Annotated in this window: 12 protein-coding genes; 7 read left to right on the top strand and 5 right to left on the bottom strand. The window is 68.4% G+C overall.

Features of this window, described 5'->3' with window-relative positions:
* Positions 1-35 precede the first annotated feature (35 nt).
* From ACZ6QQ_RS13655 to ACZ6QQ_RS13640, 4 genes are all read left to right on the top strand, one after another.
* Positions 36-200 (top strand): hypothetical protein, encoded by a 165-nt coding sequence (locus ACZ6QQ_RS13655; RefSeq protein WP_465876358.1) that lies wholly within the window; start codon positions 36-38, stop codon positions 198-200.
* 64 nt (positions 201-264) lie between these two features.
* Positions 265-1,830 (top strand): acyl-CoA carboxylase subunit beta, encoded by a 1,566-nt coding sequence (locus ACZ6QQ_RS13650; protein WP_465876786.1) that lies wholly within the window; start codon positions 265-267, stop codon positions 1,828-1,830.
* A 10-nt stretch (positions 1,831-1,840) separates the two neighbouring features.
* Complete coding sequence (locus ACZ6QQ_RS13645; protein ID WP_465876357.1) at positions 1,841-3,898, top strand: acetyl/propionyl/methylcrotonyl-CoA carboxylase subunit alpha; 2,058 nt, start codon at positions 1,841-1,843, stop codon at positions 3,896-3,898.
* A gap of 22 nt (positions 3,899-3,920) precedes the next feature.
* Positions 3,921-5,084: an acyl-CoA dehydrogenase family protein gene (locus ACZ6QQ_RS13640; RefSeq protein WP_465876356.1), complete on the top strand. Its 1,164-nt coding sequence runs from the start codon at positions 3,921-3,923 to the stop codon at positions 5,082-5,084.
* Between the two features lie 13 nt (positions 5,085-5,097).
* On the opposite strand, the gene ACZ6QQ_RS13635 is transcribed toward ACZ6QQ_RS13640, so the two are convergent.
* A complete protein-coding gene (locus ACZ6QQ_RS13635) occupies positions 5,098-6,237 on the bottom strand; it encodes a hypothetical protein (protein WP_465876355.1) in 1,140 nt (379 codons plus the stop codon).
* Positions 6,234-7,217: a transporter substrate-binding domain-containing protein gene (locus ACZ6QQ_RS13630; RefSeq protein ID WP_465876354.1), complete on the bottom strand. Its 984-nt coding sequence runs from the start codon at positions 7,215-7,217 to the stop codon at positions 6,234-6,236. Before ACZ6QQ_RS13630 ends, ACZ6QQ_RS13635 begins: the two co-directional genes overlap by 4 nt.
* A 303-nt stretch (positions 7,218-7,520) precedes the next feature.
* Between ACZ6QQ_RS13630 and ACZ6QQ_RS13625 the strand changes: the two genes are divergently transcribed.
* The 3 genes from ACZ6QQ_RS13625 to ACZ6QQ_RS13615 all read left to right on the top strand — a co-directional run bounded on the left by ACZ6QQ_RS13625 (position 7,521) and on the right by ACZ6QQ_RS13615 (position 9,201).
* The gene (locus ACZ6QQ_RS13625) at positions 7,521-8,000 is read left to right on the top strand and encodes a hypothetical protein (protein WP_465876352.1); all 480 of its coding nucleotides are present in this window, start codon (positions 7,521-7,523) and stop codon (positions 7,998-8,000) included.
* A gap of 73 nt (positions 8,001-8,073) precedes the next feature.
* A complete protein-coding gene (locus tag ACZ6QQ_RS13620) occupies positions 8,074-8,598 on the top strand; it encodes a helix-turn-helix domain-containing protein (protein ID WP_465876350.1) in 525 nt (174 codons plus the stop codon).
* Between the two features lie 12 nt (positions 8,599-8,610).
* Complete coding sequence (locus ACZ6QQ_RS13615; protein WP_465876348.1) at positions 8,611-9,201, top strand: PIN domain-containing protein; 591 nt, start codon at positions 8,611-8,613, stop codon at positions 9,199-9,201.
* Between the two features lie 17 nt (positions 9,202-9,218).
* On the opposite strand, the gene ACZ6QQ_RS13610 is transcribed toward ACZ6QQ_RS13615, so the two are convergent.
* The 3 genes from ACZ6QQ_RS13610 to ACZ6QQ_RS13600 all read right to left on the bottom strand — a co-directional run bounded on the left by ACZ6QQ_RS13610 (position 9,219) and on the right by ACZ6QQ_RS13600 (position 13,467).
* Complete coding sequence (locus ACZ6QQ_RS13610) at positions 9,219-9,623, bottom strand: hypothetical protein (RefSeq protein WP_465876346.1); 405 nt, start codon at positions 9,621-9,623, stop codon at positions 9,219-9,221.
* Positions 9,624-9,848: 225 nt separating this feature from the next.
* A complete protein-coding gene (locus ACZ6QQ_RS13605) occupies positions 9,849-12,377 on the bottom strand; it encodes an alkaline phosphatase D family protein (RefSeq protein WP_465876344.1) in 2,529 nt (842 codons plus the stop codon).
* 295 nt (positions 12,378-12,672) lie between these two features.
* Positions 12,673-13,467, bottom strand: a complete 795-nt coding sequence (locus tag ACZ6QQ_RS13600; RefSeq protein WP_465876343.1) for a hypothetical protein — start codon at positions 13,465-13,467, stop codon at positions 12,673-12,675.
* Between the last annotated feature and the right edge of the window lie 8 nt (positions 13,468-13,475).

Below are 13,475 nucleotides of genomic sequence, written 5' to 3'. Positions count from 1 at the left end.
TCGCCACCGGTGAGCCGCTCGTTGCAGAGGTGGCGATGGATCAGTCCATCGCCATCGTCATGACGGCGGTCAACCCCCACGGGTTGGCGGTCGGCCGGGAAGACAGGCGTTACACCGGCGTCGGCGGCGGCACAGGCAGCAGCGCGGGCAGCACCACGGAGATCATGGACAGGATCATCGCGAAGGGCATGGGAAGCTGACGTGGCCGTTCTGGAGACCGCGGTGCAGCCGCGACAGTCGGCGTACCAGGAGAACCGGGCGGCGATGCTGGAGCGTCTCGCCGAACTGGACGCCGCCGTGGCGACCGCCCGCGCGGGCGGTGGCGAGAAGTACGTGACCCGGCACCACGCGCGGGGCAAGCTGCTGCCGCGCGAGCGGATCGAGTTGCTGGTCGACCGGGACTCGCCGGTGCTGGAGCTGTCCCCGGTGGCGGCGTGGGGCACCGACTATCCGGTCGGGGCGAGCGTGGTGACCGCGATCGGGGTGATCGAGGGCGTCGAGTGCGTGATCGTCGCCAACGACCCGACCGTACGCGGCGGTGCGGTGAACCCGTACACGCTGCGCAAGACCGTACGGGCCGGGGAGATCGCGCTGGCGAACCGGTTGCCGCTGGTGAACCTGGTCGAGTCGGGCGGGGCGGACCTGCCCAGCCAGGCGGAGATCTTCATCCCCGGTGGGCAGGTGTTCCGGGACCTGACCCGGCTGTCGGCGGCCGGCATCCCGACCGTGTCGGTGGTGTTCGGCAACGCGACCGCCGGGGGCGCGTACGTGCCCGGCATGTCCGACTACACGATCATGGTCCGGGGGCGGGCGAAGGTCTTCCTCGCCGGCCCACCGCTGGTCAGGATGGCCACCGGCGAGGTGACCGACGACGAGTCGCTCGGCGGTGCGGCGATGCACGCCGGCACCTCCGGCCTGGCCGACTTCCTCGCCGAGGACGAGCGCGACGGGATCCGGCTGGCCCGGCAGTGCGTACGCCGGTTCAACTGGCGCAAGCACGGCCCGGCGCCCCGGACCGCCGTGGCGGATCCGCCGAAGTACGACCCGGAAGACCTGCTCGCCATCGCCAGCGCCGATCCCCGGATCCCGTTCGATCCGCGCGAGGTGCTGGGCCGGATCCTGGACGGCTCCGAGTTCGACGAGTTCAAACCCGGTTACGGCGGCGCACTCGTCACCGGCTGGGGCGAGCTGCACGGCTACCCGGTCGGGGTGCTGGCGAACGCGCGGGGTGTGCTCTTCTCCGCCGAGGCGCAGAAGGCGACGCAGTTCATCCAGCTCGCCAACAACGCCGACACCCCGCTGCTCTTCCTTCAGAACACCACCGGCTACATGGTCGGCGCCGAGTACGAGCAGGGCGGCATCATCAAGCACGGCGCGCTGATGATCAACGCGGTGTCGAACTCGACCGTGCCGCACCTGACGGTGAACCTCGGTGCGTCGTACGGGGCGGGCAACTACGGCATGTGCGGCCGGGCGTACGACCCGAGGTTCCTGTTCACCTGGCCGAACGCGAAATCGGCGGTGATGGGGCCGACCCAGTTGGCCGGGGTGCTGTCGATCGTGGCGCGGCAGGCGGCCGAGGCGAAGGGCCAGCCGTACGACGAGGACCGCGACCGGGCCATGCGCAGAATGGTCGAGGGACAGGTCGAGTCGCAGTCGGCCGCGCTCTTCCTCTCCGGTCGACTGCTCGACGACGGGGTGATCGACCCGCGCGACACCCGTACGGTGCTCGGGCTCTGCCTGTCGGCGATCCACAGCGGCCCGGTCGGCTCGTCACCCTCGTCGCTCCACAGTGCACGAAACGCCGGCTTCGGCGTCTTCCGGATGTGAGGGAATCCCCATGATTCGCAGGCTGCTGGTGGCGAACCGGGGCGAGATCGCCCGCCGGATCTTCGCCACCTGCCGGTCGGTCGGCGTCGAGACGGTGGCGGTCTACTCCGACGCCGACGCCGACGCGCCGTACGTCGACGAGGCGGACTTCGCCGTACGGCTGCCCGGTCAGACCCCGGCGGACACCTACCTGCGGGCGGACCTGCTGGTCGCCGCCGCCCGCCGGTCCGGCGCGGACGCCGTCCACCCCGGTTACGGCTTCCTCGCCGAGAACGCCGACTTCGCCACCGCCGTCTGCGACGCCGGCCTGACCTGGGTCGGCCCGCCGGCCAAGGCGATAGCGGTGATGGGTTCGAAGATCGACGCGAAGGCGCTGCTGGCCGACGCCGGGGTGCCGATGCTGCCGACCGAGACCGACCCGGACCGGGTGACCGCCTTCCCGGTCCTGGTCAAGGCGTCGGCCGGAGGTGGTGGTCGCGGCATGCGGGTGGTCCGGGACGCGGCCACGCTGACCGAGGCGGTCGCCTCGGCCCGCCGGGAGGCGGCCGGCGCGTTCGGCGACGGCACCGTCTTCGTCGAGCGGTACGTCGAGCAGGCCCGCCACATCGAGGTGCAGATCTTCGCCGACAGCCACGGCACCGTGCTGCCGCTCGGTGAACGAGAGTGCTCGATCCAGCGCCGGCACCAGAAAATCATCGAGGAGACCCCGTCGACGGCGGTCGGCGACGACCTGCGCGCGGCCCTGTTCGAGGCGGCGGTCGCGGCGGCCCGCGCGGTCGGTTACCTCGGCGCCGGCACGGTCGAGTTCCTGCTCGCCCCGACCGGCGAGTTCTTCTTCCTGGAGATGAACACCCGGCTCCAGGTCGAACACCCGGTCACCGAGGCGGTCACCGGCCTGGACCTGGTCCGCTGGCAGCTCCTGGTCGCCGAGGGCGGCGCCCTGCCGGCGCCGGGCCCGCCGACCGGTCACTCGATCGAGGTACGACTCTGCGCCGAGGACCCGGCGAACGTCTGGTTGCCGGCGACCGGCACCCTGCACCGGTTCGCGGTGCCGGAGGTGGTGACCGAGTTCGAGCCGGTCCCGACCGGTGGCGCCGGCCGGGCCGGGCTCCGCCTCGACGCGGGCGTACGGGACGGGTCGGTGGTCGGGGTGCACTACGACTCGATGCTCGCCAAGCTCGTCGCCTGGGCCCCGACCCGTTCCGAGGCCGCCCGGCTGCTGGCGTCCGCCCTGTCCCGGGCCGAACTGCACGGCGTACGCACCAACCGTGACCTGCTGGTACGCGTACTGCGGCACCCGGAGTTCCGCAGCGGGGCGATCGACACCGGGTTCCTCGACCGGCACCCGGAACTCTTCGCGCCGCTGCTCTCCTCGGTCGACGCGGTCCGGATCTCCTGCCTCGCCGCCGCGCTCGCCGGTGCCGCCGACCGCCGACGAGCGGCCCCGGTCCTCGCCGGCCTCCCGTCGGGTTGGCGCAACGTCCCGGCCGGCGCCCAGACCAGCGTGTACGACGGACCGTCCGGCCCGGTCGAGGTCGGCTACCGGCTGGACCGGACCGGGGCGCTCGCCACCTGGTGGGTCCGCCCGGTCGACCCGGACGAACTCGACCTGGCCGGTCTGTACCCGTCCGCTCCCGCCCCGGCCGAGAAGCCGCCCGCGGTGACGATCCTGTCCGCCGCCGGAGACCGGGTGGTGCTCGACGTCGCCGGGGTGCGGACGGCGTTTGCCGTACACCGGGCCGGTTCGGACTCCTTCGTGGACGGCCCGGACGGTTCGGTGACCCTGTCGGAGCTGCCGCGCTTCCCCGAGCCCGCGTCCGACCTGGCCGAAGGTTCGCTGGTCGCGCCGCTGCCCGGTGCGGTCAGCCGGGTCCTGGTCGTCCCCGGTCAGCGGGTCGCGGCCGGCGAACTGCTGCTCACCCTCGAAGCGATGAAGCTCGAACACCCCGTGCACGCCCCCGCCGCCGGCATCGTCGCCGAGTTGCCGGTGACCGCCGGCAGCCAGGTCGACACCGGCGCCGTGCTCGCGGTGCTCACCGACGCGCAGGCGTGCTCAGCGACGCCGTAGCAGGAAGGAAGGCCCACCCCTCATGGACTTCGACCTCACCCCGGAACAGGTTCAGCTCCGTGACGCGGTGCGCGCGTTGGGCCGCCGGTACGGGCACGAGTACTACGTGCGGAAGGCGAAGGCCGGCGAGCACACCACCGAACTGTGGCAGGAGGCCGGCCGGCTCGGCTACCTCGGCGTCAACATCCCCGAGGAGTACGGCGGCGGTGGCGGCGGCATCACCGAGCTGGCGATCGTCTGCGAGGAGTTGGCCGCGACCGGCTCCCCGCTGCTGATGATCGTGGTGTCGCCCGCGATCGTGGCCACCATCGTCACCCGGCACGGCACCGAGGAGCAGCGCAAACGCTTCCTGCCCGGAATGGCCGACGGCACGTTGAAGATCGCGTTCGCGATCACCGAGCCGGAGGCGGGTTCCAACTCGCACAAGCTCGGCACGGTCGCCCGCCGCGACGGCGACGACTGGCTGCTGTCGGGCCGCAAGTGCTTCATCTCCGGGGTGGACGACGCCGCGTACGTGCTGGTGGTCGGACGTACCGAGGACGCGGCGACCGGCAGGCTCAAGCCGGCGCTGTTCCTGGTGCCGACCGACGCCCCCGGCTTCACGAAGTCGAAGCTCGACATGGAGATCCTGTCGCCGGAGAGCCAGTGGATGCTCTACCTCGACGACGTCCGGCTGCCCGCCGACGCGCTGGTCGGTGGCGGGGTCGACGTCGGGCTACAGGCACTCTTCGCCGGGCTGAACCCGGAACGCATCCTGGTCGCGGCGCTGGCCGCCGGCTCCGGCCGGTACGCGATCGAACGCGCCTCGTCCTACGCGGCGAACCGGAAGGTGTGGGGCGGTCGGAGCATCGGCTCCCACCAGGGCCTGTCACATCCGCTCGCCCACGCGGCCGTGCAGGTCGAACTCGCCCGACTGATGATCGCCAAGGCGGCCGCCCTCTACGACGCCGGCCGTGACCTGGACGCCGGAGTCGCCGCGAACATGGCCAAGTACGCCTCGGCCGAGGCCGCCGCACTCGCCGTCGACACCGCCATCCAGGTCCACGGCGGCAACGGCATGACCACCGAGTACGGCGTGGCGACCCTGCTCGGCACCGTACGCGCGACCCGGATCGCCCCGGTCAGCCGCGAGATGATCCTGAACTTCGTCGCGCAGCACGTGCTGGGACAGGAGAAGTCGTACTGACCTTTGTGGTGTGCTAGCCGGGAGCGTTCTGGTCGTCCACGATTCGGCAGGCCGCGCCGACCGGTGCCAGTGGTCGCTCCCGGCGGCCGATCGCCTCCAGGATGGAATTCTCGACGTGCACGCCGTGCACCCACAGCCGGTAGCGGGCCAGTTCCTCCTCGCTCGGGCAGAGCACCTGCGACTCGACGTCGTCCACCGGGACGTACCGCACCCCTTCCTCTTCGAGGATCACCGTGTGGATGTCGTTGACCGTGATGACGTGGCCGCGAATCTCCTCGGTCGGCGTGGTGCCGTCGGTGTTGCGCACCGGCCCGTCGGTCACCTCCACGGTGGTCACGGTCAACGGCAACACCGGCGTGGTGAGTACGGAGTACGCCGTCCAGCCCACCGCGATCCACATGATCAACGGTCCGACGATCATCAGGAGTCGGACGCTCGCCGGATGGATCGTCCCGGTGATCGCCACGCCCAGCAGTGGCGGCACCACCAGTAGGGCGATCACCAGCGGCTCTCCCTGCCGCGCGGCGTCCAGCAGCGTGGGCCCGATCAGGAACACCCCGTACGCCACCAGCAGCAGCCCGACGCTGCCGTAGGCCACGATCGGGTTCGGGTGGATGCGCACCGGGGAGAGTTGGAACATCGCCATCACCGCCGGTACGAGAAACGGCAGGTAGAGAATCTCCCAGGTGAAGATCGCCACCACGATGACAACGCCGACGAACCAGGTCGGGGCAGCGGTCTTCCACCGTACGATCAGCGATCGACGCGCCTGGACACCCTGATCCCCGTCCCAGCCCTGCACGCTGGCGGTGAGAACCGCGCTGAGCGCGAAGAGCAGGATGAGCAGCGCCGAAACCATCTGGGTGGAGGTGATGATGAACGCGGCCACCAGGTTCACCGGGTTGACGTTGGCGACCAGCAGCAACGTGGTCTGCAGTTCACCGCCTGCCTCCACCACCAGTCGCATCACGGAGACGACGGCGGGCACACCGACCGCCACCGCCCAGAACGACTGGGTGGCCCGTTCCCGGCGCTCGGCTTCCTCGTCCCTGCGTCGCTCCTCGCCCTTGCTGACGGTCCGCGACCCGGATGCCGACGGTTCCGTCCGCTTTCCGGACCCCGAGGGTGACAGCTCGTCGGCAACCGAGGTCACCGGGGATTCCTCACGTCTTGGTCCCCCAGGTTGAGCGGGGTGCCGTCGGGATGTGGCTGCCCGACCGCGCCCAGCCACGGGTAGAGATTGCTGCGGTAGGCAACCTGCCAGTCGGTGGGATCACCGTCCTGCTCCGCCTGGTAGATCTGGTGCAGGTAGTGGGTGACCAGTTGCTCCAGCACCTCGTCGTGCTTGGGTACCCCGACCCCGAGCAGTTCGTCTCCGCCGAACGGCATCTGCACGATCGCCAGCTGCTTCTCGTTCCGGGAGAGAAACCCCGCCAGGATGGTCCGGTCGGAACTCATCGCCGAGTACTTGCCGCTGAGCAGGCCCGACACGCATTCCTCCCGCCTGGTGAGCGTCGCGACCCGGACGCCCTCGGCCTCCAGTTGTTCCTTCGTCGTGGTGGCACCGCTGACGCAGACCGGCGAGGACAACTGGCTCAGGTCGTCGATCTCCCTGATCCGGTCCCGATCCTCGGCCCGGATCAGCACCGCCTGTTTGGTCACCAGGTAGGGGCCGGCGAACCGTACCCGCTCCTTGCGTTTGTCGGTGATGGAGAAACTCGCCACGACGAGGTCCGCCCGACCGTCGAGCAGGGCCGTCTCGCGCTCCGACGTGGTCAGCTTCACCCAGGAGATCCTGCTTTCCTCGAAGCCGAGGAATTTGGCGATGCCACGCGCGAGATCGATCTCGAATCCACTGCGATTGCCCGAGCTATCAACAAAGCCCATCAACGGCACATCCTCATATACGCCGATATTCAGCTTCGTCTTCTTGGCAATCGAGGTCTCCGCGATCTTGTCCTGTACGGTCGGCAAACTCTCCTTGGTCACAGAGGTGCAACCGGCAACAACCACCAGGACCAGCGCCGCGAGGACGGCACCGGTGGCGAGAAGATCGGATCGGCGAGTCGCCGCAGGTGGACCAAGGGGGCGAGGCATGTACGTCATCGGTAACCTCCGGCCCGGAACTGACACGTGAAAGGGCAGAAAGCGCAGCGGCCGCCCGACACGAGCGGCCTACACCGACTGTATGTCGCTCGCACACCCAACGGACAGTCCCCTTTCGACGAAGACCTCCCACCGGTACGCGTACAAACACGCACGTTCCAATGCGCCACGTGGCCAAATTGACGCTTGCCTACCAATCCTCTCCCGCACGGGCAACATGCCGTTCGCATTTGCGGGCCGAAAAGGTGATCAAGGGACCCGACGTACTCCCGGGTCAGAGGACCCTGTCGGCGTACCCGGAGTAGGGCACTCGATCTCTACGATGGCTCGATGACGTCACCCGAGAGCAGGACTGCCCGCCAGGCATCCATCGGCAGCGGGTCGCGGCTCGGTCACCGGGTCACCGCCGTGCTGTGCTGGCTCGTCGCCCTGCTCATCGCCGGTCCGGTACTCCTGGGCGCACCCGACTGGCCCTGGTGGATAGGGCTACCGGTCGGGGTCGTCGTACTGCTGGTCATGGCGGTACTCGGCCTGATGATCTGGTCGGGAGCAGAAGACCGGATAGCCGATACCAGGCGGCTGCGAGAGGCCGGGCGGCCGGCGACCGCCGAGATCCTCGCCCTGGAGTTGGAGGAGCATCATGACGGCAGCGACGACATGGCGCTGCTGACCCTGCGGATCAGCGGCGACGGCGTGCCGGCCTTCGAAGCCACCTACCGCTGCACCAACGAGCCGGTGCTACGGGTCGGCGCCCAACTCGACGCCACCGTCGACCCGACCGACAACCTGTTCACCCTCCGACAGCTGTGACAACGGGATCCGCTCGTTTCGTAGACGCAAGAAACGAAGGTGGTTACGCTTGTTGTGACCGAGGAGGGAAATCATGAGCGCAGCGGCGCTAAGGGAAGAGACGTACCTGCCAGGTGCCGCCGAGCAGGTCGCCCAGGTCTTCGACTTCCTGGCGGCACACGCGAGCGCTGGTCGAGGGCGCCCCGAACCGCGTTACTTTCTCGCCGGCCCCACGCCGGGTGACCGGGTCGAGCTACCGGCCGAGGTCCACCGTGTGCTGCAACAGGTGGTCACAGCGCTACGGCAGGGTCTTGCGGTGACCGTGGCGCCGACGACACAGACGCTGACCACACAGCAGGCCGCCGACTTACTCGGCGTCAGCCGACCCACCGTCATCAAACTGCTGGACAGCGGCAAAGTTCCCTTCGAACGGGTGGGCAGCCACCGTCGGGTGCTGCTTCGGGACGTCCTCGACTACCGGGAGCAGCGCCGGGCCGAGCAGTATGCAGCGCTCGAAGCCACCGCCGTCGACCTGGACGACGAGGAAGATCTAGAGACGGTACTCGAACAATTGCGCGAAACACGGCGCGCAGTGGCACGCCGCCGCAGGGGCGCCTGACAAGATAGCGCGGTGTTCACGGCGCTTCTCGACACATGTGTCCTGTGGCCCAGTTTGCAGCGCGACTTCCTGCTCTCACTCGCGGTTGAGGACGCCTACCGGCCAGTGTGGAATGAAGTCGTCCTCGACGAACTGCAGTACGAGGAAGCCGCGAAGCTGATCAAGCGCGGTACGGACGAGGACGAGGCGACCAGACGCGCCCACCGACTCGTCGAGCAGATTCGCCACGCGTTTGACGATGCCGAGGTCCACGGTTGGGAGGGTCTGGACGGCACCTACGGCCTGCCGGATCCCGACGATGAACACCTGGTTGCCGCTGCTGTGGTAGCCGGCGCTGGCGCGATCGTCACCCACAACGTTCGAGACCTGCCACGAGCCGGGATACCGGTAGGGATCGAAGTGCTCAGGCCAGCGGAGTTCGCCGCGAACACCGTGGCATTGAATCCGATCCGGGCGAGGGCCGCGGTCACGGCCATCGCCCAACGGTCGGGCCGCCACGGCCTGCCCCTGACCGAGGACGATGTCCTCGACGCACTGGTCAAGCGCTACCGGATGACCGTCGCCGTCGACGCGATGCGCCGAGCTTCGGAAACGAGTCCCTAGCTGCTGACTCCGGTCGTTCAGAGTCCGACGAGATAGTTCCTGAGCATCAGCGGAGGCCGTGCCGCAAACAGGATGATGAAGCCCGTGGCGAGCGCACCCAAAGCTCCGCTGGAGAAGCCGACGCCGAGGGTGATGACCGTCCAGATCACCCAGACGAAGAAGGCGAGCCCGACGAGGGCGGGCGTGGCCCAGCGCCGGTTGAGCAGGGCGGCTCCGGTGGCCATGACCAGGAGCAAGGAGCTGCTGATTCCCCCCGCGCAGGCGAAGAACCTCGGGGCATCGTCACCATGGAGAACATCGCTGGCACTCAGGACGACGCCGACCACGCAGATGGCGCCTGTAAAGAGGAAACGGAAGAAGCACAGGACCACGTAGCGGCGGGCTATCTTCGGGCTGGGTGGGTGGCGGTGAAGGGTGATCATCAGCGGACAACCGGACCCGATGAGTTGTCGAGCGCGTTATCGATCTTCAACACGGCAGTAGCGTACGTGGGCCCGGGCATGACCTGCTGCCCCTGATGGCATTCCGGCGGCCCCCGTGCGGGACGACACCTGCCGGAGCAGGGCGGGCGGACGCACGAAGCGAAGGCGTTGGTCTGCCTCGATGGTTCGCGCGGGCGGCCGGTCTGACCGACCGCCCGCGCGGACTCAGAGCCGGCCGAGCACCTCGAACGGGTCGGTGCCGGTGCCACTGTCCACGGCGGCGATCCGCCGACGCAGGGTGTACGTCTCGCCCGGGGCGAGGGTCACCTGACGCTGGCTCATCACCCAGTTGTACGCCGCATAGGCGCCGAACCCACCCTCGTCGTAGAGCAGCCCGTACGTCTGCCGGTCGGTGCCGGTCATGCCGATCCAGGGTGCGGTCGGCGGATAGTCGGCCGGGTCGCTGGCCTCGATGGTCCCGTGCCCCGCGATGCCACTGCGCTGCCCGGCACCGTCGTGATCGAGTGCGTCACCGCACCAGAAGGTGCACGGTGCGGTGCCACGGTTGGTGAAGGCGCTCTCGGCCGCCACCCAGGGTTCGTTCGCCCGGATCGTGTACGTCGTGACCACCTCAAGGTTCGCCACCGTGGTGCTCGCCCCGATCGCCCGTACGGTCGCCGCCGGACCGCTCGCCGACAGCACCTCGATCGACGTGGTCCGTACGGTCCGCTGCTGCCAGGCGTTGCCGCCGCGCGGCTGGGTGGTCGAGGCGTACGGCAGGTTGATCCAGTCGAGCTGGTCCAGCCGGCCGACCATCGCCATGTCGAGGGGCTTGCCGACGGCGACCGGGGTCAACTGTGGGTCGTCCGTTCCGGCGGAGACGGCCAACGCCACCAGGTCGTTGCTGAGCACGATGTCGGAGGTGGTGGCCGACGCCTGCGGGCCGGGGACCGTACGCCCGGTTCCGGCGCGGGTGGCGGCGCGGTCGAGCCGCAGGTCAAGCTTGGCCGGCGTACCCTCGACGACCGTGACCGGGCGACTGGCCGGCTCGTAGCCGACGCCGTTGACCGCGACGGTGTAGGTGCCGGGCGGCGCGAAGGCCAGCACCTCGCCCGACGGGTCGGTGAAGCTCGCCACCAGGCGACTGCCGTCCTCCCGGGTGACGATCACCTCGACGTTCGGCAGGGCCCGACCGGTCGCCGCGTCGGTGACCTGCCCGACGATGCCGTCCCCGGCGTCGACCCGCTGCGCGCCCGGCTTGCCGTCACGGACCGCGAAAGCCGCGATCGTGTACGCCGGAGAGGCAGCATCCCGCGCGTCGAGCACGATCCGCAGGTCGGCCCGCCAACGCTTCTGGTTGACGTCGCAGATCACGTAGCCCCGGTAACTTCCGTTGTAGAACCTGACGTGCGGATTCGCCGCAAGTCCAGCCCGTACGTCAGCGTCCCAGCTCGCGCCCGACGAGATCGACGTGCCGACGAACTCGGTGGCGACGACCATGGCGCGCGGGTCGTCAAAGTCGGTTTTCAGGTCGTTGACCCAGTGGGTGTGCCAGTCACCGCCGAGCACGATCGGGTTGCCGATCTGGTGCTTCACAATGTGGTTGAGGATCCGGTTGCGGGCCGGCGGGTAACCGTCCCACTGGTCCAGGTTCACGATCTTCGTCGGGCCGAGGTCGTAGTCGAACTGGGCCATGATGGTCTGCTGGGCGATGACGTTCCACTGGGCGTCGGACGCGCGCAGCCCGTTGAGCAGCCAACGTTCCTGCTCGGGGCCGGTCATCGTCCGCGCCGGGTCGAAGACCTCACCGGCCGGCTCCTTGCGACCGTCACCGAGCGCCTGGTCCGATCGGTACTGCCGGGTGTCGAGCACACTGAACTGCGCCAGCTGGCCAAAATCGAACCGGCGGTACATCAGCATGTCGGCACCGTCCGGCCGGTGCACGGGCCGCAGCGGCAGGTGCTCGTAGTACGCCTGGTAGCCGTTGGCCCGCCGCTCCAGGAACGGCCGCCCGTCACCGGCGTTCGGCGGGATGTCACCGGCGTAGTTGTTCTGCACCTCGTGGTCGTCCCAGGTCATGACGAACGGGAACCGGGCGTGCGCGGCGCGCAGGTCGGGCGAGGTCTTGTAGAGCGCGTGCAGCCGGCGGAACTCGGTCAAACTGCCGTTGGTGGTCTCGTAGATGTAGTCGCCGAGGTGCACGACAAAGTCCAGCTCCTGGTCGGCCATGTCCCGATAGGCCGGGTAGGGGCCACCCACCCACGACTGGCAGGACGCGAAGGCGAACCGCATGTGTTCGACGTTCGCGCCGGGCCGGGGAAACGTCCGGGTACGACCGGTCCGGCTGTAGACCCCGTTCGCCTTGAACCGGTACCAGTACCAGCGGTCGGCCGCCAGGTCAGAAACAAGAATGTGTACGGAGTGCGCCGACGCCGGGTCGGTCATCCGCCGACCCGACTGCACCACCCGCCGGAACTCCGGATCGGTGGCGACCTCGAAGTTCACCGCGACCGGCTCCGCCGGCATGCCACCGTCTTCGATGTTGAGCGGATCCGCCACCAGCCTCGTCCAGAGCACCACACTGTGGTCGTCGGGCTCACCCGACGCGACCCCGAGGGTGAACGGCGCCGGGTCCAGTTCGTCCGCGTACGCCGGGGGAAGTTGCGCGATCAGTTGGCTCACGGCGACCGCACCCGCGGTCCCTCCGGCCAGGGTCAGGAAATGTCGACGGCTGATCGGGAAGGCATCCGGCACGGGGCACACCTGCTTCGGGTAGGCACAAAGTTGTGCCCGACACCCTGTTCACCCCGCCTGCCCATCTCCTGAAGCCAACATGAAGCCCGGCCGTACGCCAGGTGGCAAGATCGCCGTACGCGCACGGACTCGGGGCGGTTAGCTCCACTGGTAACGATGGTTTCGGACGAATGCAGCGCCACGTCGCCTCGCAAGCGCATGGGCTCGCTCGCGCCGCCGACCTTGAAGAACAAAGGAGATTTGAGGTTTCACCTCAACTACCGCTTCGGGTTCCACCTTTCTCCTAGCATCATCTTTAGTCTCCCTCTTCCGAATATTTGTCAAGGAGCTCAGCGGCTACAGTCGACGGAAGAATGGTCGACCAGATAATCTCACCCGGCTCCGGCGCCAACCCAACGACCCCGCCAGGCTCAGCTAGCCATGCATCACTACCTATACCCGGCACAGCATCCAAGATTACTGCAAAGATCTTCGGGTCAGCGATATTTTCCGTGCCGATCGCCAAGTACGTCTCGCCATCCGCAGCTCGCGCCAACACCGTTATGCTATAGCCCTGAAAAGCAGCCTGATACGAGTGTCCAGTACGGAGCGAACGCACGATCAACTCGCAGACAATCCTGCGGACCTTCCAAACCCAAGCGGTCGCATGCTCCAGTTCGAGACGCTTCCAGTCCCATGCATCCGGCAACCAGCGATCGGAAGACACGCCCTCCTGATACTTACCGTCTCGCCGTGCCACAGCCGCCATGGACGCGTAGAAGTCGGAAGGATCGCCATCTCTCCGGTAGCCTGCAGCACCCAACCACCAGGGAGCCAACTGAACCCGGGGCTCCCGTGGAGGTTGATCCCCGTCGGGCAGACGAATTGCTGCCCCCCGCCACCGACCCGCCTTAACCTTGAACCAGACTCGATCAGTGAGGGCGAGAATGCGCTCCACACCACCGGCCGCATGCGTGTCGGGCAGCCGCTGCGCTTCCTTGATCAGAAGGTGGTCAAGGTCAGACATGCGCACATCGAGGCTCGGAATCGGCAGGTCGAGTGCTCGCGCGCACGAACGAGTTGGTCGCACAGGCAGGGGCTCGTCGTTCATTCGAATGA

This window comes from Micromonospora sp. NPDC049529 (assembly GCF_055586685.1).
This window is presented reverse-complemented; position numbering and strand designations above follow the sequence as displayed.